The sequence below is a fragment of the Amycolatopsis sp. NPDC049252 genome, from assembly GCF_043197175.1.
In the GTDB taxonomy this organism is placed as follows: domain Bacteria; phylum Actinomycetota; class Actinomycetes; order Mycobacteriales; family Pseudonocardiaceae; genus Amycolatopsis.
In genome coordinates this window covers 40,093-63,352 of record NZ_JBICSQ010000049.1, presented here as the reverse complement: position 1 = coordinate 63,352, position 23,260 = coordinate 40,093, and the positions used below count along the sequence as shown (strand labels likewise).

The 23,260-nt window shown below is 72.7% G+C and carries 20 protein-coding genes; 9 read left to right on the top strand and 11 right to left on the bottom strand.

Features of this window, described 5'->3' with window-relative positions:
- Positions 1 to 577: 577 nt before the first annotated feature.
- Positions 578 to 1,339: a precorrin-6A synthase (deacetylating) gene (cobF, locus tag ACGFMK_RS34130; protein ID WP_392772108.1), complete on the bottom strand. Its 762-nt coding sequence runs from the start codon at positions 1,337 to 1,339 to the stop codon at positions 578 to 580.
- Between the two features lie 100 nt (positions 1,340 to 1,439).
- On the opposite strand from cobF, the gene ACGFMK_RS34125 reads away from it, so the two are divergent.
- The 3 genes from ACGFMK_RS34125 to ACGFMK_RS34115 are packed head-to-tail and all read left to right on the top strand — an operon-like array spanning position 1,440 to position 4,102.
- Entirely contained in the window at positions 1,440 to 1,646 is a 207-nt protein-coding gene (locus ACGFMK_RS34125) for a heavy-metal-associated domain-containing protein (protein ID WP_392772105.1), read from the top strand.
- 5 nt (positions 1,647 to 1,651) lie between these two features.
- Positions 1,652 to 3,763: a heavy metal translocating P-type ATPase gene (locus ACGFMK_RS34120; RefSeq protein ID WP_392772104.1), complete on the top strand. Its 2,112-nt coding sequence runs from the start codon at positions 1,652 to 1,654 to the stop codon at positions 3,761 to 3,763.
- A 57-nt stretch (positions 3,764 to 3,820) separates the two neighbouring features.
- Entirely contained in the window at positions 3,821 to 4,102 is a 282-nt protein-coding gene (locus ACGFMK_RS34115) for a metal-sensitive transcriptional regulator (RefSeq protein ID WP_247055614.1), read from the top strand.
- Position 4,103: 1 nt separating this feature from the next.
- On the opposite strand, the gene ACGFMK_RS34110 is transcribed toward ACGFMK_RS34115, so the two are convergent.
- The 4 genes from ACGFMK_RS34110 to ACGFMK_RS34095 all read right to left on the bottom strand — a co-directional run bounded on the left by ACGFMK_RS34110 (position 4,104) and on the right by ACGFMK_RS34095 (position 7,855).
- Positions 4,104 to 4,787 carry a CPBP family intramembrane glutamic endopeptidase gene (locus ACGFMK_RS34110; protein WP_392772101.1) on the bottom strand — a complete coding sequence of 228 codons (684 nt, stop codon included), beginning with the start codon at positions 4,785 to 4,787 and terminating at the stop codon, positions 4,104 to 4,106.
- Complete coding sequence (locus ACGFMK_RS34105; protein WP_392772097.1) at positions 4,784 to 6,049, bottom strand: ABC transporter substrate-binding protein; 1,266 nt, start codon at positions 6,047 to 6,049, stop codon at positions 4,784 to 4,786. Before ACGFMK_RS34105 ends, ACGFMK_RS34110 begins: the two co-directional genes overlap by 4 nt.
- 66 nt (positions 6,050 to 6,115) lie before the next feature.
- Complete coding sequence (locus tag ACGFMK_RS34100; protein WP_392772095.1) at positions 6,116 to 6,958, bottom strand: M protein; 843 nt, start codon at positions 6,956 to 6,958, stop codon at positions 6,116 to 6,118.
- Between the two features lie 120 nt (positions 6,959 to 7,078).
- Positions 7,079 to 7,855, bottom strand: coding sequence for an MgtC/SapB family protein (locus ACGFMK_RS34095; protein ID WP_392772115.1), 777 nt, complete (start codon positions 7,853 to 7,855; stop codon positions 7,079 to 7,081).
- 121 nt (positions 7,856 to 7,976) lie between these two features.
- On the opposite strand from ACGFMK_RS34095, the gene ACGFMK_RS34090 reads away from it, so the two are divergent.
- Complete coding sequence (locus ACGFMK_RS34090) at positions 7,977 to 8,651, top strand: maleylpyruvate isomerase family mycothiol-dependent enzyme (protein ID WP_392772092.1); 675 nt, start codon at positions 7,977 to 7,979, stop codon at positions 8,649 to 8,651.
- A gap of 279 nt (positions 8,652 to 8,930) precedes the next feature.
- Here ACGFMK_RS34090 and ACGFMK_RS34085 read toward each other — a convergent pair whose 3' ends face one another.
- The 3 genes from ACGFMK_RS34085 to ACGFMK_RS34075 all read right to left on the bottom strand — a co-directional run bounded on the left by ACGFMK_RS34085 (position 8,931) and on the right by ACGFMK_RS34075 (position 11,713).
- Positions 8,931 to 10,274, bottom strand: a complete 1,344-nt coding sequence (locus ACGFMK_RS34085; RefSeq protein WP_392772090.1) for a copper resistance CopC/CopD family protein — start codon at positions 10,272 to 10,274, stop codon at positions 8,931 to 8,933.
- Positions 10,271 to 10,849: a hypothetical protein gene (locus tag ACGFMK_RS34080; protein ID WP_392772088.1), complete on the bottom strand. Its 579-nt coding sequence runs from the start codon at positions 10,847 to 10,849 to the stop codon at positions 10,271 to 10,273. Before ACGFMK_RS34080 ends, ACGFMK_RS34085 begins: the two co-directional genes overlap by 4 nt.
- A gap of 168 nt (positions 10,850 to 11,017) precedes the next feature.
- Positions 11,018 to 11,713: a helix-turn-helix domain-containing protein gene (locus ACGFMK_RS34075; protein WP_323336629.1), complete on the bottom strand. Its 696-nt coding sequence runs from the start codon at positions 11,711 to 11,713 to the stop codon at positions 11,018 to 11,020.
- Between the two features lie 295 nt (positions 11,714 to 12,008).
- On the opposite strand from ACGFMK_RS34075, the gene ACGFMK_RS34070 reads away from it, so the two are divergent.
- From ACGFMK_RS34070 to ACGFMK_RS34060, 3 genes are all read left to right on the top strand, one after another.
- On the top strand, positions 12,009 to 14,300 hold the full coding sequence (locus tag ACGFMK_RS34070) for a TOMM precursor leader peptide-binding protein (RefSeq protein WP_392772085.1): 2,292 nt from the start codon (positions 12,009 to 12,011) through the stop codon (positions 14,298 to 14,300).
- Positions 14,301 to 14,337: 37 nt separating this feature from the next.
- The gene (locus tag ACGFMK_RS34065; RefSeq protein ID WP_392772083.1) at positions 14,338 to 15,777 is read left to right on the top strand and encodes a SagB family peptide dehydrogenase; all 1,440 of its coding nucleotides are present in this window, start codon (positions 14,338 to 14,340) and stop codon (positions 15,775 to 15,777) included.
- A gap of 79 nt (positions 15,778 to 15,856) precedes the next feature.
- Positions 15,857 to 17,062 (top strand): sensor histidine kinase, encoded by a 1,206-nt coding sequence (locus ACGFMK_RS34060; RefSeq protein ID WP_392772081.1) that lies wholly within the window; start codon positions 15,857 to 15,859, stop codon positions 17,060 to 17,062.
- 70 nt (positions 17,063 to 17,132) lie between these two features.
- Here ACGFMK_RS34060 and ACGFMK_RS34055 read toward each other — a convergent pair whose 3' ends face one another.
- On the bottom strand, positions 17,133 to 17,738 hold the full coding sequence (locus tag ACGFMK_RS34055; RefSeq protein WP_323336624.1) for a response regulator transcription factor: 606 nt from the start codon (positions 17,736 to 17,738) through the stop codon (positions 17,133 to 17,135).
- A 182-nt stretch (positions 17,739 to 17,920) separates the two neighbouring features.
- A complete protein-coding gene (locus ACGFMK_RS34050; RefSeq protein ID WP_392772078.1) occupies positions 17,921 to 18,673 on the bottom strand; it encodes a helix-turn-helix domain-containing protein in 753 nt (250 codons plus the stop codon).
- A 456-nt stretch (positions 18,674 to 19,129) separates the two neighbouring features.
- Here ACGFMK_RS34050 and ACGFMK_RS34045 point away from each other — a divergent pair, with 456 nt between their 5' ends.
- Complete coding sequence (locus ACGFMK_RS34045; RefSeq protein ID WP_392772075.1) at positions 19,130 to 19,312, top strand: hypothetical protein; 183 nt, start codon at positions 19,130 to 19,132, stop codon at positions 19,310 to 19,312.
- A gap of 319 nt (positions 19,313 to 19,631) precedes the next feature.
- Positions 19,632 to 20,237, top strand: coding sequence for a response regulator transcription factor (locus ACGFMK_RS34040; RefSeq protein WP_323336620.1), 606 nt, complete (start codon positions 19,632 to 19,634; stop codon positions 20,235 to 20,237).
- A gap of 695 nt (positions 20,238 to 20,932) precedes the next feature.
- Here ACGFMK_RS34040 and ACGFMK_RS34035 read toward each other — a convergent pair.
- Complete coding sequence (locus ACGFMK_RS34035; RefSeq protein ID WP_392772073.1) at positions 20,933 to 23,206, bottom strand: sensor histidine kinase; 2,274 nt, start codon at positions 23,204 to 23,206, stop codon at positions 20,933 to 20,935.
- Between the last annotated feature and the right edge of the window lie 54 nt (positions 23,207 to 23,260).

Genomic DNA, 23,260 nt, shown 5'->3' with positions numbered 1-23,260 from the left:
AACCGAAGGGTTGTGGGAGAGTAGGACACCGCCGAACTTACGTGGGGAAGGGCCCGGCCCGGTTGAGAACTTTGGTTCTCCCGGCCGGGCCCTTTTCTTTATACCCAAAACACGGGCCGTGTCGACGCCGCAGCCACACGAGCCGACCCTTCAAGCACGCTCTCTGATCCCGCGAACCGACTGTCCAGGTACGCCAGCCGACTGTCTGGGTACGCGACCCGACCCTTCAGGTACGCGAGTTCCGGCTACCATCACGCGAGTCGCGACCGGAGTCACGCGAGTTCTGGCACTGATCACGCGAAGCCCGCGTCCCGGCGCCGAGTGATGCCCATGGCGTCACCTTAGCCGGCCTTGCGGTGTCCGAATCGGACTCTCGCCACTTGAATCCCTTTGCCAGTAAGTGTGATCGGACACGAAATTGGCGTGATTGCCGGCGAAACTCGCGTGATCCGAGGCGCGACTCGTGTGGCCGAGGGGGCATCACTCGTGATGGGAAGCCGACACGCGTGATGGGAGGGTCGACTCGCGTACCTGGGCGGTCGGGTTGCGTGCACAGACAGTCGGGTTGTGTGTGCGGTTAGGGGGTGGGGCGGCGGAGTAGGTAGGTGTCCATGATCCAGCCGTGGCGTTCTCGGGCTTTCGCGCGGGTTTCGCGGATTTGGGTTGCCAAGGCCGGAGTCAGGGGGCCGGAGATGAGGATTTCGTCTGGGGTGCCTACGTACGCGCCCCAGTAGATCGTCAGATCTTGGGATGTGAAGCGGTCGAACGTCGTGTGGGCGTCCAGGAGGACGAAGACGTCGTCGACGTCGGACGGCCAGCCTGCGGCCAGGCGGCGGCCTGTGGTGAGCTGAACCGCGCGGCCGATCTGGTTCATCGTCGTGCGGTGACGGGCCGTCAGGGCCGAGATGCTGCTGATGCCCGGGATCACCTCGTACTCGAACTCGACGTTCCCCCGCGCCAGCACCGCCTCGATCAGCGCGATCGTGCTGTCGTACAGCGACGGGTCGCCCCACACCAGGAAGGCGCCCGTCTGAGACGCGTCCAGCGAGGTGAGGATCGCTTGCTCGTAGAGCGCTGCGCGGGCCGCGTGCCAGTCGGCCACCGCGGCCCGGTAGTCGTCCGGGGTGCGGTCGCGTGGGGGGTCCGGGACGAGGACCGTGCGGTACGGGCGGGTGACGAACCGGTCCAGGATCTCCTGGCGCAGGCGGACCAGGTCGGCCTTCTCCTCGCCCTTGTCCAGCACGAAGAACACGTCGACGCGGTTGAGGCGGTCCACCGCCTGCACGGTGAGGTGCTCGGGGTCGCCGGCGCCGATCCCGATCGCGTAGAGCTTCCGCATTCCGCGAGTGTGCCCGCCGGAGCGAGCACCGCCACACCGGGGGCGGTGGAGAACCCCTACCCCCGATGGGTATAAAGAGAGGGGAACGAGAGGAGCCCCGATGACCGAAACGACCTACACCGTCGAGGGCATGACCTGCGGGCACTGCGCCACCTCGGTGCGCGAAGAGGTCTCCGAGCTCGGCGGCGTCCGCGAGGTGGACGTCGACGTCGAGAGCGGGCGCGTCACCGTGACCAGCGACACCCCACTGACCGCCGACGCCGTGGCCGCGGCCGTCACCGAGGCCGGCTACCGCCTGGTGGCCTGACCGGCATGGCCACCGCGCAGTCCGAACGCGTCGAGCTCGCCATCGGCGGGATGACGTGCGCTTCCTGCGCGGCCCGCGTCGAACGCAAGCTCAACAAGGTCGGCGGCGTGACCGCGACGGTCAACTACGCCACCGAGAAAGCCCAGGTCAGCTACCCCGGCGGACTGTCGATCGAGGATCTGGTCGGCGTCGTCGAGGCCGCCGGGTACTCCGCGCGGCTCCCGGAGCCCGAGGCGCCGGCCGAAGACGGCACGCTGCGCAAGGGTTTGCTCCTCTCCGCCGCGCTCACCGTCCCCGTTCTCGCGCTCGCGATGGTCCCGGCCTGGCAGTTCGACTACTGGCAGTGGGTCTCGCTCGTGCTCGCCGCCCCGGTCGTGACGTGGGGCGCGTGGCCGTTCCACCGCGCCGCCGCGGTCAACCTGCGCCACCTCACCGCCACCATGGACACGCTGATCTCGCTCGGCGTCGTCGCCGCCACGGCCTGGTCGGTGTACGCGCTCCTGTTCGGCATGGCCGGCGAGATCGGCATGCGCCACGGCTTCGAGCTGCTGAGCACCGGCATGGCCGGCGACAACCTGTACTTCGAGGTGGCCGCCACGGTCACCACGTTCATCCTGGCCGGCCGCTACTTCGAAGCCCGGTCCAAGCGCCGCGCCGGCGCCGCCCTGCGCGCGCTGCTGGATCTCGGCGCGAAGGACGTCACGGTGCTCCGCGACGGCGTCGAGCGCCAGGTGCCGATCGAGAGCCTGCACCCCGGTGACGTCTTCGTCGCCCGGCCCGGCGAGAAGATCGCCACCGACGGCGTGGTCACCGAAGGCAGCTCCGCGGTCGACACGAGCATGCTCACCGGGGAGGCGACGCCGGTCGAGGCCGGCCCGGGCGACGCCGTCACCGGCGCCACCGTCAACGTCGGCGGGCGGCTGCTCGTCCGCGCGACGCGCGTCGGCGCGGACACCCGGCTGGCGCAGCTCGCGCGCCTGGTCGAGGCCGCGCAGAACGGCAAGGCCGAGGCCCAGCGCCTCGCCGACCGGGTGTCGGCGGTGTTCGTCCCGGCGGTCGTCTTCGCGGCGCTCGCCACGCTGGTCGCCTGGCTGGCGACGGGCGGCAGCGAAGACCAGGCGTTCACCGCGGCCGTCGCGGTGCTGATCATCGCCTGCCCCTGCACGCTCGGCCTGGCGACGCCGACGGCGCTGCTCGTCGGCACCGGGCGGGGCGCGCAGCTGGGCATCGTCATCAAGGGCCCCGAGGTGCTCGAGTCCACCCGCCGCGTCGACACCGTCGTGCTCGACAAGACCGGCACCGTCACCACCGGCCGGATGACGCTGGTCGAAGGGGACGGCGAGGTCCTCCGGCTGGCCGGCGCGGTCGAGGCCGCGTCCGAGCACCCGATCGCCCGGGCGATCGTGGCCGCGGCCCGGGAGCGGTTCGGCACGCTCCCCGCCGTCACGGACTTCCGCAGCACGGCCGGGCTCGGCGTCACCGGCGTCGTCGAGGGCAAGCGGGTCAGCGTCGGCCGGGAGGCGGCCGGGGCGTCCGGCGTGCACGTGGCCTGGGACGGCGAGGTCCGCGGGCAGCTGGTCGTCGCCGACACGATCAAGCCGACGTCCGCGCAGGCCGTCGCCGAGCTGCGCGCGCTGGGCCTGACGCCGGTGCTGCTGACCGGGGACAACGCGGACACGGCGCGGGCGATCGCGGCCGAGGCGGGGATCGACGAGGTCATCGCCGGCGTGCTGCCCGAAGGCAAGGTCGACGTCGTGAAGCGGCTGCAGGCCGAGGGCCGGGTCGTCGCGATGGTCGGCGACGGGGTCAACGACGCCGCCGCGCTCGCGCAGGCCGACCTGGGCCTGGCCATGGGCACCGGCACCGACGCGGCCATCGAGGCCGGCGACCTGACGCTGGTGCGCGGCGACCTGCGCGCCGCGGGCGACGCGATCCGGCTGGCACGCCGGACGCTGGCCACCATCAAGGGCAACCTGTTCTGGGCGTTCGCCTACAACGTCGCGGCGCTGCCGCTGGCCGCGTCCGGGCTGCTCAACCCGATGATCGCGGGCGCGGCAATGGCGTGCTCGTCGGCGTTCGTGGTGAGCAACAGCCTCCGGCTGCGCCGCTTCCGCTGATACGTGGGGTGGGTATAGTCGAGGTGGAGGGATGCCGACGACGGGGACAGGTGCGCGATGACGGGTTACGGCAACGAGCGAGAGGCCTACCTCAAGCGCCTGCGCCGGATCGAGGGGCAGATCCGCGGGCTGCAGCGCATGGTCGAGCAGGACAAGTACTGCATCGACATCCTGACCCAGGTCTCCGCGGCGACGAAGGCGCTCCAGTCGTTCTCGCTGGAACTGCTCGACGAGCACCTCGCGACCTGCGTGGTCCAGGCGGCCGCGGCCGGCGGCGAGGAAGCCGACCTGAAGGTCCGGGAAGCCTCGGACGCGATCGCGCGGCTGGTGCGCTCGTAGCTCAGCGGACCAGCACCGCCAGTGTCAGTCCGCCTGCGTTGGTCGTGAAGTGCACGATCACCGACGCCAGCACGCCGCGGCCCTGGTGGCGCCACCAGTGCAGGAAGATCCCGGCGACGCCGGCCGCGGCCATCGCCAGTACCTGGAGCACCACCACCGGCGTGCCGCCGAACACGGCGTGGACCGCCGCGTTGCGGCCGATCGCCAGGGCCGGCAGGTAGTGCCAGAGCCCGAACAGGGCCGCCGCGCCCAGGATCGGGGGCCAGCGCCAGCGGTCGTCCCGGGCGCCGAGCAGGGCCGGCAGCACGCCGCGGAACGCGATCTCCTCGATCAGCACCGTGCCGAACAGGATGCGGCCGCACGTCAGCCAGAGCAGCTGGCCGAAGTCCGGTGTGCCGACCCGGCCGTCCTGGTAGACGGTTCGCAGCGCCGGTACGGCCAGCGCGATGCCGAACACCACCGCGACCACCCCGGCGCCGGCCAGCCCGACCAGGGCGGGCCGCCGGAACGAGCGCAAACCCAGGTCGGACCACGACAGCCCGGCCGCACGCGCCAGGCCGACCAGCACCAGCGCGGCCACCAGCCCGCACACCGGGTACGCCCAGCCCGGCAGCACCCGGTTGGCCAGCGTGGTCGACGCGGCCAGCGTCACGACGGCCGCGACCAGGGCGAACGCCCGGATCAAGGGATGATGTCCCGCGAGTTGAGCGCGTCGGCCAGCCGTTCGCGCAGCTCGGCCGCGGTGACGGCCGGGTCGATCTCCGACGGCGGGGACAGCACCTTCGAGATCACCGTCGACAGGTTCTGGTACGCCGGGGTCAGCGGCCGGACGGCGGCGTCGGACAGCGCGGCCAGGATGTCCGGCTTCATCGGGAACTGCGCGGCCATCGTCGAGCCCGGGTCGGCCGGGTCCAGCGGCGCCGGGTCGTCGTAGACGGACCGGGTCGTCGGGGCCAGGCCGTCCTCGATCGCCTGGTACTTCTGGCTCGCCGGGCTGCGCAGGCACAACGCCGCTTCGAACGCTTCGGTCTTGTGCGGCGAATACGTGCTGATCGCCAGGTTGAAGCCGCCGATCGTGACGTGGCTCGGGCGCCCCGGCACCACCGACGGGTACCGCGCCCAGCGGACGTGCGTCAGGTCCTGCGGCTTTTCCTTCGCGTAGGAGGCGTAGACGTACGGCCAGTTCAGCTCCAGCGCGCCCTGCCCGCGCTGGAACGCCTGCCGGACCTCGTCCTCCTTGGAGTTGCCCAGCGACGGGTCGGTGATCCCGGCCGTGGTGAGCGTCTTCAGCAGCTGCAGCGCGCGGACGGCGCCGTCGTCCATCAGCACGGACTTGCCGTCGTCGGACAGGATGTGCCCGCCCGCCGACGCGACGAGGGTGTTGTAGAACACCACCAGGCCCTCGTACTGGGCGCCGGTGAACAGGACGTTCGCCGGCTTCCCGGCCGCTTTCAGGGCCTTGGCCTGCGTGATCAGCTCGTCGAACGTCTTCGGCGGTGACGGCGTGAGCCGGTCGTCGTACCAGAGCAGCTGGACGTTCGTGTGCTTCGTCGCCGCGTACAGCTGCCCGTTCCAGCGCGCGGTCGACAGCGGGCCGGGCAGCACGTCGCGCGTCGCCTCCGCTTCGGCGGCGCCGGTCCACGGCACCACCCAGCCCGCCTCGGCGAACTCCGGCACCCACGTGACGTCCAGGCCGAGCACGTCCAGCGACGGGTCTTCCGCGGCGAGGCGGCGCACCATCTGCTCGCGCTGGCCGTCCGCGCTGCGCGGGAGCTTGTGGTACTCGATCCGGTACCGGCCGCCCGCGGCCGCGTTGCAGGTGTCGACGACGTGCTGGAGGTTGTTCTCCGGCGAGACGTACAGGTTGATCGTCAGGCCGGAGCCGCCGCCGCACGCGCTCAGCATGCCCGCGAGCAGCACGGTGACCAGCGGGATCGTCGCGCGCATGGGTCCCCCTCACCTCGGCCGGGCGATCACCTGATCATCGGGGCAACCCGGCCGGGGGACAAGGGGTCAGCCGACGGCGTCCGAAAGATCGTCCGCCGGGGAGCGTCTCTGGACGGGCACGCGTTTGGCCATCGGCAGGGTGGCTTCGGGGTCGAACGGCCGCTCGTCGAGCGCGACGGCCGCTTCGGCCAGCAGGGAGCGGCAGCCGGTGAGGCTCGCGTGGAGCTTGTCGCGGACGTCGGTGAGGGCCGCGACCTCGCGTTCCGCGGCCGTGACCAGGGTTTCGGCGCGCTGGGTGGCTTCCGCGACCAGCCTGTCGGCCTTCGTGCGGGCGGCCGTGTCCTGCTCGGCCAGCTCATGCATCGCCTCGGCCCGGCGGAGCGTCATCGCCCGCGTGTGGTCCTCTTCCTGCCGCGCCCGGCGTTTCGCCGCGGCCTCGTCGAGCTCGCGACGGCGCTGCTCGGCCGCCCGCAGGAGTTCTTCGTGCTCGGTGCGCTGCCGCTCGCGATCGGCTTCGGCCGCGGCCAGGGCTTCCCGTTCCTTCTCGGTGAGCCGGACGGCCTCGAGCTCCGCCTCACGCTTGATCCGTTCGGCGGTTTCCGTTGCCCGCGCGGTGATTTCGGCCGCTTCCTCGCGGGTGAGCTCGATCATCCGGCGCGAGCGCTCCTGCAGCGCGTCGGCGGGGATCGGGGTCCGGCTGATCCGGTCGATCTTCACCCGGAGCTCACGGTTCTCCTCGGCGAGCGCGGCCGCGCGACGCGCCGCGGCGTCGCGTTCGGCGGTGAGTCTCTGGATCTCGGCTTCGGCCCACTCGACGTATTCGACGACCTGCGCGCGATGAAAACCGCGCCACGCCAGGTCGAATCCGGGCCGCGTGTGCGCCACGTCCTCGCCACCGCCGGGGGCCATGTCTCACCTCCGAATTGGATGGTTTCTCCTCGGCCGCACGTTTTCCTTGCGGTACCGGGGATTTCCGGGTGCACCCCAGTGTGCCGCAAACCCGCCCCCGCGCGCTGCCCGGGCGGGTGATCATTCGTCGAGCGGTTCCCCGGCGCCGGTGGACGTGCTCCGGACGCCCGGCAGTTCGGCGAGTTCGGCGGCGAGGTCGTAAAGATCACCTCGCCCGTCGAGCCGCAGCGTGACGACCGCGATCCGTTGCCCCTCCTCGGAAACTGTGACATCCGGGGCTTCGCCCCGGGCCGGGGGCTCCGCCACCCGGAGCCCCCAATGGGGTTCGTGATCTACCTCCACGTGGTGCACGGACCAGCCACGTCCGGTGCACACGGCGAGCGCCGCGCGCAGCACACCCTGGCCGTCGGCGTAGGTGAGCCGCACCACCGGCGGTTCCCTGCGGTGCCGCGCGACGAACCGCTGCAGCGGCGGCAAACCGCGTGTCACCACGAAGTGCCCGATGGTCGTGCCGACCGCGAGCACCGGCAGGCCGGCGCCGCACGCCGTGCCGACCGCGGCGGTGAGCCAGATCGTCGCGGCCGTGGTCAGGCCACGGACGGCGTCGCGGCGGACGAAGATCAGCCCGCCGCCGATGAAGCCGATGCCGGAGACGATCTGCGCGGCGATCCGCGACGGGTCGAGCGCGACGTGCTCGGTGCCGAGCAGGTCGGCGAAGCCGTACTTCGACACCAGCATGAACACGGCCGAGCCGACGCCGACCAGGCTGTGCGTCCGCAGCCCGGCGGCCTTCATCCCGGCTTCGCGCTCCAGGCCGATGGCGACGCTGAGCAGCAGCGCGAGCAGTACCGGCGGCAGCAGTTCCCACTGCGCCGACGTGGACCACAGTGTGGGCAAGGTCACGACCTCCCGGGGTCTCGGGGCGCCCGGCGACCCGGCAAGCGAGGAGAACCTCCGGGGCCGTCACCAGGGCATACTGAGCGGATATCACCGATCGTGCCAGGGTGAGGTGGAGTGCGTGACAGTGCGTCGGCCGGTCCCGGCCCCCGACTTCGTCGGTTACCCCGAGGTGCGGCGCGGCATCCGCTCGCTGCTCGGCGGGCGGGACGGCCTGGACGTGCGGCCGGTCCCGGCGTGTCCCGAGTGGACCGTCACGGACCTGCTCGCGCACCTGACCGGCATCGCCGAGCGCGTGCTCGTGCGCCACGGCGGGACACCGCCGCCGGCGCCCGCGCCCCGGGACGTCCCCGGCCTGCTCGACCGCTGGGACGCCGTGGGCGAGGAGCTCGACCGGCTGCTCGCCGAGGCGGGCGGGCGCAGCGGCGAGATCATGGTGATGGACGCCTACACCCACGAACTGGACCTGCGCGCCGCGCTCGGCGTGGCGCCGCCGGACGAGCACCTGGCCTGGGCCCCGAGCTTCGAGGTGCTGGTCCGCGGGTTCTCCGGCTCGGTGGCCGGCCGCGGCCTGCCGCCGCTGCGCGTCCGCACGACCGGGGGTTCGGAGTGGACGGCGGGGCACGGCCGGGCGACGGCGTCGCTGACCGCACCCGCCCACGACCTCTACCGCGCCCTCGCCGGCCGCCGCTCACCGGCGCAGCTGGCGGTGCTGGACTGGAGCGAGGCGCCGGAGCCGTGGCTGCCGGCGTTCACCTGGGGCCCGTTCGAGCCGCCGTCGTATCCGGGCGTGTGAGTTCGGGATCTGCTTTGGCGAGGTCGCCGTGGCTCTGGGTCCGGCTGGTGTTCGTTGGCGTGGCTGGTGGTGCCGGCGGGGTGGTTGCCGGCGTTGACCTGGGGGCCGTTGGTGTCGGGCGGGTGAGGTCGCCGTGGCCGGGGTCGGTGTTCGGTGGCGCGGCTGGTGGTGTCGGGCTGGAGTGAGGGCCGCGGCGGTGGTTGCCGGTGTTCACCTGGGGCCATTGGTGCCGGCGGGTGAGTTCGGGATCTGCCTGGCGAGGGCGCCGGGCGTCTAGGCTCAGCCGCCCGGCGAGGTCACCGTGAGGACCGCGGCCAGGCCCAGTACCAGCACGGACAGCACGACCTCGGTGCCGACGGCCAAGCGCAGCCGTCGCAGGTCGGCCGTCACCGTGGCCGTGCCGCCGGACGACCTGACCGTGATGCCGCGCTGCACCGCGCGGCGCGACACGCGCGCCACGGCCAGCAGCGCGGCGAACCCGGCGATCTTCAGCAGCAGGAGCAGGCCGAAGCCGGTGGTCCAGAGCGTCGAGAGCGACGGCATGATCCGCAACGCGAGCACGGCGCCGCTGACCGCGACTGCGAAGACCGCGCTGCCGGCCAGCCGCGAGAACCGGGTGACGACCGGGCCGAGGTCCTCGCCGGCGGCGGGGCGGCGCAGGGCGAAGGCGAGCTGGACCAGGCCGCCGGCCCAGATCGCGATGGCGCCGTAGTGCACCAAGTCCGCGCCGACCGACACGAACATGATCGGGTCGGTCACCGGGTGGCCGGTCGCCGAGAAGCTCAGCAGCACGAGGAAGCCGGTCACCATGGCGCCGTTCTCGTACCGCGCGCGCAGCCGCTCGGACAGCACCGGCGCCAGCAGCCGCGGCAGGAGCACCGCCAGCACGGCGACGGCGGCCAGCCGCAGCAGCAGGAGCTTGCCGTAGGCCACGCGCAGGGTGTCCGAGAGCAGCCCGGTGTCGAAGACGGCACCCAGGCCGCGTCCGGCGGCGTACGGGCCCTGGAGCACGAGCGCGGCGACCGCCGTCACGGCGGTGAGCCCGGCGCCCCACGACAGCAGGCGCCGCGTGCGCGGGTCGGTGCCGCCGGCCGGACGGCACGTCCGCACGAACACGAGCCCGCCGAGCAGCACCACCCCGACGTAGGAGAGCCAGCGGAACGTCGTGGAGAGGACGTCCACCGCGGGATCGGTGCCGGTCGCGGCCGCGACCGCGCCCGCCGAGGTGATCAGCGGGCCGGTGCCGACGACGAAGGCGAACGTGCCGCGCACCGGGTGGGAGTCGGCGGAGACGAAGGCGTACTCGACGAGGTAGCTGCCGTCGGGCAGGCCCGGCCGCAGCCGGACGGCGACCTGCTCGGCGGCGTCGCCGGGCTGGAAGACCGGGCCGGTGTCGGCCTCGGTGCCCTGGGTGTCGACGACCTTCAGCGAGCCCGGCTGGATGCCGATGTTCTCCGACAGCGTCACCGACACCTGGCCGGGCGCCGCGGTCAGCCGGGTGCCGTCACCCGGCGTCGAGGAGATGATCTCGACGTGCGCCGAGGCCGGAGCGGCGGTGAGCACCAGCCAGCCGGCCAGGAAGGCCAGCAGGGCCAGCGCCCGCCGCAGCACCGGGCGGCTCACGAGCCGGACAGTGCCGGCGCCTGCGGCTTCAGCCCGCAGACGCAGCCGGTGAGCTCGTGCTCGGCCTTCGACGCGCGCCGGTGCAGCACGACGGCCACGATCATCGGGATGGTGACGATCGTGTTGTAGAACAGGTGCAGCTCCACCCGCGGGACCAGCAGCTGGATGATGCTGGTGGGCACCTTCTGCCCGGCCAGCCGCCAGCCGGACTGGGCCTGGATGAACAGCAGCAGGTGCTCGATGTGGTGCCAGAACTGGATGCCCAGCGCCAGGTTCCACCACTGCCTCGAGCGGCCCGCGAAGCCGTGCCGCAGCACCCACAGGAACACCAGCATGACGAGCGCGTAGCCGTAGTGCAGCCACTCCTGGGAGATCAGCCACGGGAACGGCATGCCGAGCACGCCCCTGGCCCGTGACGTCGGCCAGCCGAGCCCGTAGATCTGGACGGCCTGGACGATGTGCTCGGCCCAGTGCGCGATGACGATGATCATGAACACCGCGAGGGCGCGGTGGTGGTAGCGGCTGTTGAGCCCGCCGAGGAAGCCCGTGGGCCGGGCGAGTTCGGACGTCGACATGCTGACCCCAGTTTTCGCGTGTGCGCCAATGCCTTGGTGCGTAGACGATAGCCGCTCGCGCGCGGTGATCCGTTACTCCGGATTGCTGACATCGCAAGGGAAATTGCGGCAGACAGCGGATTGCGCACCGGCGGGCGGGTGAGACCGCCACCCGCCGGTGCGGGCGGGTCAGTGGAGGGCGAGCCCGGTCGGGCGCTCCGGGGCCGGCGGGATGTGGAAGAGCCGGGTGAACAGCTCGAGGTGGGCCGGGTCGCCGTCGATGCGGACCTTGCCGCTGCTGATGGCGTCCTGGGCGCCGAGCTTGCCGTTGAACAGGTCGATCATCGCCGGTCCCTGCGGCTCGATCACCAGGTCCGCCGCGGGCAGCGCGCCCGCCGCGGCCTTCAGCGCGCCGTCGTCGACCATCGCGTGCACGATCATCTCGCCGCCCAGGTGGTGCAGCTCGTAGTTGACGTGCACGCCGGACGCGGCCTCCTCCTGGAAGGTCGTGTACAGCGAGATGATCGCGGTGTCGAGGGTGAACACCTCGTCGGCGCGGGGGTAGGTGAGCGAGCGGGCGCCCCACAGCCCCAGCTCGAGGACGATGTTGTCGAGCTCGTTGCCGTACTCGGTCAGCTCGTAGACGACGCCGGCGTCCAGCTGGGACAGCACGCGGCGGCGGACCACCCCGGCCTCCTCCAGCTCGTTCAGCCGCGAGGTGAGGATGCTGACCGGGATCCGCGGCAGCGTCTGCTGCAGGTCGGTGAACCGCTTCGGGCCGAGCACCAGGTCACGGACGACGAGCAGCGACCAGCGTTCGCCGACGATCTCGAGCGCCCGTGCCAGGCCGCAGAACTGTCCGTAGGTGCGAGCAGAGGTAGGCATACTCGGGTCCTCACTTGTCTCGGGTCCAGACCGGGCACCGCCTGGCTCGCGCGTGGCCGCGGGGTCCGCTACGGTGCCTCAGTCGCCGTGTAGTACTCCCGGCGTCTCCGTCTACGGTGACGGCTCGCACGTGACCCGGCCAGTGAGATGCACACCGCTACCACATGCGTTGCCCAGGTGGGCACGTGCAAATCGCATGACTTCACGGTGCCTCGCGCACTGGCTGGGAGTCCCCCGGAGGAGCAGGATTCGGACACTCGTCCCGTACTACCCTCGCAGACCGGCAGGAGTGCTCATGCGCAATCCAGCGGTGGACAGGACTGGTGCGCTGAAGGAGGGCGGGCAGGTGCCCGCCGGGCCGACACTGGCGTTCAAGCGGCACCTCCGGGCCGAGGTGCGGGCCGGGAAGGGTGCGTACCTGTTCTCCGAACAGGGTGTCATCGCCATGCGCGGCGCGCAGATCGAATCACTGGCGACCCTGCTCGACGGGACCCACGACCTCGAAAGCCTGCTCCGCGGCCGGCCCGGCGGGATGCCGCCGGACCAGGTCCGCGCACTGCTGGCCCAGCTCGTGGAGGCCGGGCTCGTGACGGTGCGGGAGCGGGGCGGGCAGAACGACGAGCGGGCGCTGGCCTACTGGGACGCCTGCGGGGTGGACGCCGAACGGCTCGCGACCCGCGAACGGCCGAGCCGGGTCCGGCTGATCACCGTCGGGGACGACATCGGGACCGAGCGGGTGCGCGCGGCGCTGACCGACGCCGACGTCGAGGTGGTCACCGGCGGGACCGAGGTCGCCGACCTGTCCGTGGTGCTCTGCTCGGACTACCTCGACCCGCGCCTGGCCGCCGTGGACGCCGCGCACCGGGCCGGCGGCCGGCCGTGGCTGATCGCGCGGCCGTTCGGCGCCCAGGTCTGGATCGGGCCGGTGCTGCGGCCCGGCGGCGGGTGCTGGCACTGCCTGACCCACCGGCTGTGGGGCCACCGGCACGCCGAGGCGTGCGTCCAGGAGGTGCTCGGCCACGACGGTCCCGCGCGGCGCCCGGTCTCGGCGGTGCCGCCGCTGGCCGCGGCCGCGGCCCACTTCGTCGCGCTCGAGGCGTGCAAGTGGCTGGCCGGCTACCGTTACGAAGGCCAGCAGTGCGTGTGGACGCTCGACACGCTCGACCTGCAGGGACGGCTCCACGAGCTGCGCCGCCGCCCGCAGTGCGCCGGCTGCGGCGACCCCGGGCTGGTGGCCCGGCGCTCGGCCGCCCCGGTCGTGCTGCAGCCGGCGAAGAAGGTGACCTCGGGCGGCGGCGGGCACCGCACCGCGACGCCGGCGCAGATGCTCGAGCGGCACCGGCACCTGATCAGCCCGATCACCGGCATCGTCAAGGCGGTGCGGCCCGACCCGTCGGCCCCCGCGTTCGCCAACGCCTACCACTCCGGCCCGAACGTGACCCGCGGGGTGACCGGGATGGCCGCGCTGCGGGCCGGGCTGCGCTCCCAGAACGGCGGCAAGGGCGTCACCCCGCTCGACGCCGAGGTCGGCGCGCTGTGCGAGGCCGCGGAGCGGTTCTCCGGCAGCTACCAGGGTGACGAGCTGCGCGTCCGCGCCACCTTCGCCGAGCTCGGCGCGGAAGCCTTGCACCCCAACGACTGCATGCTGTTCGCCGAGCGGCAGTACGACGACCGGGCGGCCTGGAACGCCGACCACGCGGACTTCCAGCGGGTGCCCGGGCGGTTCGACACCGGCGCGGTGATCGACTGGACGCCGGTGTGGTCGCTGACCGGGCGGCGCCGGCTGCTGCCGACGGCGCAGCTGTACTACGGCGCGCCCGGCGCGCGCGGGGTGCACGCCGACTCGAACGGTGCGGCGGCGGGCAGCAGCCTGGAGGACGCGATCCTGCAGGGCGCGCTAGAGCTCGTCGAACGCGACGCCGTGGCGCTGTGGTGGTACAACCGCGTCGCGGTGCCGGGGGTGGACCTGAACTCCTTCGGCGACCGGTGGCTCGAGGAGATGACCCGCAACTACGGGGGCATCGGCCGCCAGCTGTGGGTGCTCGACCTGACCTCGGACCTCGGGGTGCCGGTGATGGCCGCGCTGTCGCGGCGCACCGACGGCCCGCGCGAGGACGTCATCCTCGGCTTCGGCGCCCACCTCGACCCGCGCATCGCGGTGCGCCGCGCGGTGACCGAGCTCAACCAGATGCTGCCGGTCGTGCTGGCCGCCGGCCACGAGCTGGACGACCCGGACGCGCGCCGCTGGCTGGAGTTCGCCACCGTCGCGAACCAGCCCTACCTCCGGCCGGCGGCCGGGCAGCGGATGCGGGCGGCGGGCGACTTCCCGTTCGTCGAGCGCGCCGACGTCGGTGACGACGTCGAAGCGCTGGCCGCGACGCTCGCCGGGGCCGGCCTGGAGCTGCTGGTGCTCGACCAGACCCGCCCCGACGTCGGGATCCCGGTCGTCAAGGTGCTCGCGCCCGGCCTGCGGCCGCTGTGGGCCCGCTTCGCCCCGGGCCGCCTGTTCGACGTGCCGGTGCGGCTCGGCCGGCTCGACGCCCCGACGCCGTACGACCGGCTCAACCCGTTGCCCATGTTCCTGTAGCTCCACCCACTCGCGGTACCCGCTCTAGGAGTTCGCTGTGCCTGCTGACCGCCCGGAAGCGGGCTCGGAGACCGTCCGGCTGTGGTCGTTCACCGAAGACACCCTGCTGGAGAACGGGGAGGACGACACCCTGGTCGCGGTCACGTGGTGGGGTGAGTACGAACTGCCGCACATCGCCCCGCAGGTGCGCGACTCGCTGGGCCGGATGCTGCTCGGCCCGGTGTCGATGGACAACCTCGCCTCGTCGATGCCGGACGCCGCCGGGGACTGGCGGGGGATGCTGCGGAAGGTCCTCGAACGGCTGGCGGGCTCGGTGGTCCACTCGGTCGGCCTCAGCGACGGCCGCGGACCGGTGCTTTCCGCGATCCCGGTGACCCAGGCGCCGGTGTTCTCCGCCGAGCCCGTCCCGCCCGGCCGGCTGGTCAAGCTCTCGCGGTTCGCCACGATGCGGCCGGACGGCGGCGCGCTCGTGGTCGAGTCGCCGCGCGCCCGGTACCGGCTCGCGCTGCTGCGGCGGCCCGCGGTCACCGTCGCCTCGTCGCTGGCCGGGCCCGTCACCGTCGAGCAGGTCGCGGCCGACAGCGGGCTGCCGGAGCCGGTCGTGGCCGACGTCGTCGCGTTCCTGGTGGCCGCGGGGGTGGCGCTGGCCGCCGGGCCGGCGGCGGAGTTCGCCGAGGACACCGACACCGACCTGGCGGTGTGGCCGCCCGAGGACCTGATGTTCCACTCCCGCAGCCGGACCTGGCAGAAGGGCGGCCCGCTGGAGCCGGGCGGCGACCGCTCGGGACCGGAGCCGCCGGTGCTCAAGCTGCTCCCGGGCGGCCCGGCGATCCCGCTGCACCGCCCGGACCCGGTCACCGTCGGGTCCGACGGCGCGAGCCTGACGTCGCTGCTCGAACACGACCACAGCTGCCCGGAGTCGAACGGCCGGAGCCTCACCGCCGAGCAGGTGGGCGAGTTCCTCTTCCGGGCCGCCCGGGTCCGCTCGATCGGCCCGGCCCACCTGCCCGGCTGGCCCAGCCACGAGGCTTCCCAGCGGCCGTACTTCAGCATCGGCTGCCTCTACGAGCTGGAGATCTACCTCAGCGTCAACCGCTGCGCCGGCCTGGCGCCCGGGATCTACCACTACGACCCGTTCGGGCACGCGCTCGCGCCGGTCAACGACGACCCCGCGGCGCTCGCCGCCCTGCTCGACCTCGCGATGATCGGCGCCGGGGGCCACCGGCGCCCGCCGGTGCTGCTCACGATCACCGCCCGGCTGACGCGGACCGCGTGGGTCCTCGGCAAGGCCGCGTACGCGACGACCCTGGTGCACGTCGGCTGCCTGCAGCAGATCCTCTACCTGACCGGGCTGGCGATGGGCCTGAGCGCCCACGCCGTGCCGGTCGACGCGGGCGACCGGGTGGACCGCACGCTGGGGCTGGAGTGGCCGGCCGAGGTCAGTGTCGGGGAGTGCGTGCTGGACCTGCCGGGGTGACGCCGTTCCGGTGACCGGCCGTCGCCGGAGCCGACCTCCTGTTACCTTGGTCTCTCGGGGTGGCGACACGGGAGGGGCCGTGGTTGTTCCGGTGCGGATTTCGGGGATCGGCCTGGCCGCCCGGACGGTCGTGGCCGCCGACGAGCCGGCCGAGCCGGACGAGGTGCGGGCCGCCGTGGCGGCACGCGGGCAGCGGGACTTCCGCCGCCTGGTCACCGGGGCCCGGTTCGCGGCCGCCGTCGCGGTGGGCCTGCTGGTCCCGGCCTTCACGCTGACCGGGCGCGAGCCCTGGCCGGTGCAGGTTTCCGCGGCCGGGTACACCGCCGCCCTCGTCGTCGTCTACCTCGCCGGGCTCGGCCAGGGCCGGGCCCGACGGCCCGTTCCCGCGCTGATCCTGCTCGCCGCGCTGAGCTGGGTGCCGATGCTGCAGCTCGGGCCGCGTTGGGCGGTGGCGAGCGGGTTCCTCGCCGGCGGGGTCCTCCTGGTCGCGCGGCCGTCGCGGTCGGTCCCGGCGGTGGTGTTCGTCAGCCTGGCGGCCGGCGTGCTCGTCGCGCTGTCCGAACGGCCCGCGGTCGCGGCGCTGGACGGCCTCACCGCCGCCGCGGTGACCGCGGTGGCCGGGGCGGCCCTGTTCGGGTCGGCCACCGCCGCGCGGCTGGCCGCCGAACGGGAGGCCGAGGTCCGCGAGCTGAAGCGGCGGACGGTCGTCGAGGAGCGCCGGCGGTTCTCCCGGGACATGCACGACCTGCTGGGCCTCAGCCTGTCGGCGATCACCCTCAAGGGTGAACTGGTCGACCGGCTGGTCCGCACCCGGCCGGAGGCGGCCAAGGAGGAGCTGGCGGAGCTGCTGGTGATGTCGCGGCGCGCGCTGGCCGACGTCCGGGCCGTCGCGGCCGGGTACCGGGAGCTGTCGCTCGACGACGAGTGCCGCGCGGTCGTGGACGTGCTGAGGGCGGCCGGGGTGCGGGTGACCTCGGCGCGGGCCGGCACCGGCGACCTCCCGCCCCAGGTGGCGAGCACACTGGCCGCCGTGCTGCGGGAGGGCGTCACGAACGTGGTCCGGCACAGCTCGGCGACCTGGTGCGCGTTCAGCGTGTCCACGTCGGACGGCATGGCGTGGCTGGAGATCGTCAACGACGGCGTCGGCGCGTTCGCCGGCCGCCCGGCGGGCTCCGGCAGTGGTCTGGTCAACCTGAGCCGCCGGGTCGAGGCGCTCGGCGGCCGGTTCACCGCCGAGGCGGAACCGAACGGCACGCACCGGCTGGTGGCCGAGATCCCGGTGTGAGGGCCCGGCCGGAAGCGCTTTCTCCGGCGCTGTCCTCTGCGGACGGCGAGCTTGCCTTGCGGGACGGGGCCTAGAGCCACTCCGCCTCGGTGGCGATGCGGATGGCGTGCACCCGGTTGCGGGCGTTCAGCTTCGTCACCACCGCGGCCAGGTAGTTGCGGACCGTGCCGGCCGAGAGGAACAGGTCGGCGGCGATGTCCGAGACCGTGCGCCCGCGGGCGGCGAGCGAAAGGATCTCGATCTCCCGCGGCGTGAGCGGGCAGTCGTTGGTCTCCCAGGCGGCCAGCGCGAGCTCGCTGTCGATGACGCGGCGTCCGATCGCGACGGACCGCACGGCGTTCGCGAGCTTGTCTGACGGCGCGTCCTTCAGCAGGAAACCGTTCACCTTGGCGTCCAGCGCGCGCCGGACGGTACCCGGGCGGCCCAGGCTGGTGAGGATCAGCGTGTGGCAGTCGGGCAGGGTTTCGTGGATTTCGATGGCCGCGGACAGGCCGTCCTTGCCCGGCAGGTCGATGTCGATCACCGCGACGTCCGGCTGGGTCGCCTTCGCGGCCGGGAGGATCTCGTCGCCGGCGGAAACCTCGGCGACGACCTCGATGTCGGACTCGAGGTTGAGCAGCGCGACCAAAGCGCCGCGGACCATGTGCATGTCCTCGGCCAGCAATACCCTGATCACCGCGATACCTCGCACCCCAGTAGGCGATACCCCGTGCGCAATGGTACGCCATTGCCCGTCACCGCCGTTGATTCCGCGAAAGGCGCGCCCCATTCCGCGCCCCGTCGCGCCGGCGCGGAAATGCCCGCCGGCCCGGGGAATCGCGGCGGTGCGAAGTGGCGCACCGCGCGCGGTTCCCTTCCTCAGACGGCCACCGCGTGGGCCGCCACGGCCTTGCGCAGGTCGGGCAGCGCCAGCAGCACCGGCGGGTCGAACCCGCGTCGGGGCCGCAGCCGGACGTCGGCCAGGCGCGCGGTCACGCCCACCTGGATGGTCACCGGCCCGGTCAGCCCGGTGAACGGGCGCTGGCCGTACTGGTCGAGCGGGTTGGCGCCGTAGGCGTGGGTGATGAGGTACCACGAGCCCGGCGGCACGTCCGCCAGCGTGTACGGCCCCGGGCCGGGCACCAGGGTGTGGCGCGCCGGCAGACCTTCGGCGATCCGGGCCGGGAACAGCCCGACGAACACCGGCCCGACCTCGGCCGGCGGCATGGCGTGCAGCTGGCCGCGCACGGTCGCCCCGGGCAGCCGGTGGTCCGGCCGCTCGGCGATCCGCGCAGCCGGTGCCCCGCGCAGCTGGCGGTAACCCGACGGGGAAACGCCCACGCTGCCGCTGAAGCGGGCGCTGAAGGTCCCGACGCTGTTGTACCCGACCTGGTGGCTGATGTCGGCGACCGAGATCGTGGTGGTCGTCAGCAGCCGCTTGGCCTCGGCGAGCCGCATGGCCGAGAGGAACCGGCCGGGCGAGAGCCCCGTGGTCCGCAGGAACACCCTGGTGAAGTGGAACTTGCTGAACATCGCGGCGCGGGCGAGGTCGTCGATCGTCAGTCGTTCGCCCAGTCTGTCCCGCATGGTCACGATGGCCCGTGCCACCGCCTGCCGGACGATCTCATCCATGGTGGGCCCGTCCCCTCAGTTCGACATGGCCGCCCCGCGCCTTCCCGGCGAAGGCATCCGGTGCGGAGAAATGGGTTGCGTCTAAAACCCTAGAACGGTCGGCGTCTACTTCTTAAGTGCTCAGCGCACCGGTGCGGATGGATTTCACCGGGTGCGGACATGCGTTTTGCACATGCCCGCGAACGCCCCGATCCGGCGGTTCTCGTCGGGCCCTCGACATGCTCGCGACCCGTGTGATCCGCGACACACCGCAGTCCTGTGGTGACGCAAAGTCGCAATTCGGGATTCCGCGGGCTTCTTCCCGGTATTCATTGGTCTGTTCGGAGCAATGCCGGGCACTAGGCAGAGCATGTGTAAGGCACAAGGGGCCGATGACACGGGCACTGGCCGTCATCGGCGTGCTGGGTGACTATTTATGTCACGTGAAGCATTCATCTTCGCCACTGGGAGAAAACAATGTCCGCACCTTTTTCTGCTGACGTTCACACGCTTTTCGCCGACCTGGGTATCGAGGCCGAGAGCACCGAGCGCCCCACCGAGCTGGTCATCGACCGGTTCGAGCTGTGGAGCGACGTCGCGCCGGCGCCCGGCGCCGTCCGGTTCTGCATCTGCCGCGTGGACGTCCTCGAAGCGGCTTGACCGGGGGCTGGTGCGGTGTCCTCACCACGGGCCGGTCGTGACCGGGCACTCTGTGCCCGCCGCGGCCGGCCCGAGGCGTAGGTGGGACAACGCCGTCCCGGAGCCCTTCGCCGGAAAGTTTCCGACACGAACTGACTCTGTCACTTCGGGTAGTCGTCCGAGCGCGTGGCGGTATTTTTAACCGTGCTCTTGCCCTAATGCCCGCGCATTAGCGTCAGTAGTGCCCAAGGGCGCCTGAACGGGGTAACCGACTTTGCCGTACACGGTGTTTAACTGGGTTTCTGGGGAGAGTTCCGGGGAGCCGTCTGGGGAGGCATCCGTGATCCGAGTGCTCGTTGCCGAAGACATGCACATAGTCCGGGGGGCCCTGGTGGCCCTGCTCGGCCTCGAGCACGACATCGAGGTGGTCGCGGAGGTCGCGGACGGCACCGAGATCCTGCCCGCGGCCCGCGAGCACCGCGCCCAGGTGGCCGTGATCGACATCGACCTGCCGGGCATGGACGGCCTGACCGCCGCCGGTGAGCTGCACGAACGGCTGCCGGAGTGCCGCACGCTCATCCTCACCAGCCTGGGCCGCCCGGGCACGCTCCGGCGGGCGCTGGACGCCAAGGTGGGCGGGTTCCTGCTGAAGGACGCGCCCCCGGACAAGCTGGCCAACGCGGTGCGCGGCGTACTGGCCGGCCGCCGCATGGTCGACGGCGACCTGGCGCTGGCCGCGTGGGACACCGTGGACTGCCCGCTCACCGGCCGCGAGCGCGACGTGCTGCGGATGACCGCGCAGGGCTACGGCACCGTGGAGGTCGCCGCGCGGCTGTACCTGTCGGCGGGCACGGTCCGCAACTACCTGACGACGGTGGTGGCGAAGCTGAACGCCCGCAACCGGGTCGACGCCATCCGCATCGCCGAGGAGTCCGACTGGATCTGACGCCGGTTCGAGGGGGGCCGGGTGGGCCTGGTGGTCTGGTTCGGATCGGCGCGGCTGAGGGTGGGGCTTCGGCTCGGCTCCTGTGGGCGGCTGTCCGCCGCGGCGTGCCGGGACCCTGGCTGGGGTGGGTGCGGTTCCGCTTCTGTGGTCGATCCGTCCGCCGGGGTCTGTGGCGTGCGGAGGAGCGTGGCTGGGGCTCGGCGCCGGGTCGTTGGGGTGGGCCGGTGTGGTCGCGTGGTGCTGGGGGTCTGGTTCCGCTTCTGTGGTCGATTGCCAGCCGGAGGCTGCGGCGAGCCGAGATGCTCGGCTGGATTTGGTGGGTCCGTTCGGTGGGAGCCGCGTGGGGCTGTGGTTCGGTTCCGCTTCTGTGGCCGGCTGTCCGCCGAGGTCTGTGGCGCGCCGAGGAGCCTGGCCGGCGCTCGGTTCGGTGGGTGCCGCGTGGGGTTGGGGCGGGTGGTCCGGTGCCGGCCGGCGCGGCTGGTTGGTGCTGGGGCGGGTGGCCGGTTCAGCTTCGGTGGGCTGCCGGTGTCTGCGGCGGAGCTGGCTGGGGCTGGCGTCGGTCTGGTCGGCGCGGTGTGGCCGCGCTGAGGGGGCCGGCTGCCCGCCGAGGTCCGCGGCGCGTCGAGGAACTCGGCTCGATCCGGGGCCGGCTTGGTGAGCCGGGTCGGGCGTGGGTGCCGGGGCCGGTGGCCGGCTCAGACCGGGACCACCGCGCGGAGGCGGAAGCGGCCGTCCGCCTCCACGCCCGCTGTCAGCTCGCCGCCGAGGTCCGCGACGCGGTGGGTGAGGTTGCCGATGCCGGTTCCGGGGGACACGTCGCGGCTCGCGCCGTTGGCGGACGCCGGTGCCGGCGACGGGTCGGTGTCCGTCACGCCGTCGTTGACGATTTCCAGGGTCACGCCCGCGTCCGAGCGCCGCATGGCGATCTCGCAGCTTTCCACCGAGCTGTGCCGCAGCACGTTCGTGACGCCTTCGCGCAGGACGACCGCCAGCACCGTGCGCACCGGGGTCGGCAGCTCGTCCTGCAGCATCTCCATGCGCACCCGGACGTCGGCGGCCACGAGTACGGACCGGGCGGCGCGGGACTCGCTGTCCAGCGACAGCTCGCGGTAACCGCTGGCGACCGAGCGGACGTCGGACAGCGCCTGCCGGGTCAGCTGGAGGACCTCGACGAGCTCCTCGGTGGCCCGGTCGCGGTCCAGCGGGAGCACCCGGGCGGTCAGCTCGCTCTTCAGGGCGATCGCGGACAGGCTCATGCCGAGCAGGTCGTGCAGGTCCCTGGCGAACCGCAGCCGCTCCTCGGCCAGCGCCATCTCGGCCAGGCGGCGGCGGGTCTCGTCCAGCTCGGTGACCAGCCGGGCCAGCCAGAGCAGGCCGAACACGGCCAGCCCGATCATCACCGCCGCGCCCGTGTAGAAGATGGTCGCGGCGGTGCCCGCCCCGGTGAGGCGCTGGATCTCGGCGTAGGCGGCGATGTTGACCAGGAAGAACAGCCAGCCGACGGCGGGCGGCATGACCAGCAGCGCGCTCCCGAGCAGCAGGCCGAGGACGCTGGTCCAGTCCTTCCCCAGCGCCACCAGCGGCAGGTAGATCAGGCACGCCTGGACGAAGAGCATCGCGTAGCTCTGGGCCGTGCGCAGCACCGTCGACGGGCGGTTGAAGTAGGAGAACTGCAGGGCCAGCAGGGCCGTCACCGGGCCGACGACCAGGGCGATCCGCCACGGCTCGGTGGTCAGCTGGATCACGTGCACCACCGCTCCGGCGCCGAGCAGCGACATCACCACCGGCAGCAGCAGCCGGATCCGCCGGGACTCGGCCGCCGGCTCGGGCCCGGCCCCGTCCCGCTCCGGCCGGTCGAGCACGGCCGGCAGGGGCAGTTCGACACGCAGGGTGAACCGGCCGTCCGGGCCGGCCTCGGCGGTGGCGGTGCCGCCGAGAGCCGCCACCTCTTCGGGCAGCTTCGTGAGCTTGCTGCCCGGTTCCAGGGCCGCCTGGTCGGCACTCACGCCGTCGTTGACGATCTCCAGGGTGACCTTGCCGTCGTGCTGGCGCACGTTGATCTGGCAGTGCTCGACGTCGCTGTAGCGCAGGACGTTCGTGACGCCCTCCCGCAGCACCCTGGCGAGCAGGGTCCGCGCCTGGACCGGCAGGTCGTCCTGCTCGAGGTGCACCTGCACGGCGATCTCGGACGCGCCGAGCAGGGACTCGGCCGTCCTGGACTCCTTTTCCAGCGAGAGCTCGCGGTAGCCGTGCGAGACCGCGCGGACGTCGGAGAGCGTGCGCTGGGCGGTCGCGGTGATCTCCGCGAGCTCCTCCTTGGCGCGCCCGGCGGACTTGCGCATCAGGCGGTGCACCAGTTCGCCGCGCAGCGCGATCGCCGACAGGCTCAACCCGAGCAGGTCGTGCAGGTCGCGGGCGAAGGCGAGCCGCTGCTCGGCGACGGCCCGCTGGGCCAGTTCGGTGCGGGCCAGGTGCAGCTCGTACACCATCCGGACGAGCCGGGCCAGCAGGTAGAAGATCAGGCTGTAGACCAGCGTCGCGAGGCCGTTGTAGATGGTCGACAGCAGGTCGTGGTTGCTGGCCTGGCTGATCCAGACGACGCTGCCGCAGACGGCGGCCACGACCGGCCACGCCCAGCGGGACGGCAGGACCAGCAGCGCCGCTCCGGCGACGAAGTCCGGCATGTCGGCCCACAGGATGCCGAACTCCAGCATCGGGACGTAGGCCAGCACGATCATCACCGCGAACAGGACGTGGCTGGTCGTCGAGTGGAGCCGGGCGGTGGGGCGGCTGAACCACAGCAGCTGGATCGCGAGGAGCGCGGTGATGCCGAGCAGGCCGAAGACGCCGTCGACGACGTCGACCGAGGCGGGCAGCAGGTTGGCGATCCCGATCACGCTGAACCCGGCGATGACGGCCACGATGATGCCCGCCGCCAGATAGGTCGCCAGCCGGGGCCGCCGGTCCACGCCTGTCGTCCCGCGGGGCTCGGCTGTCGCGGACTGACCGGGGGTGGGTTCGAG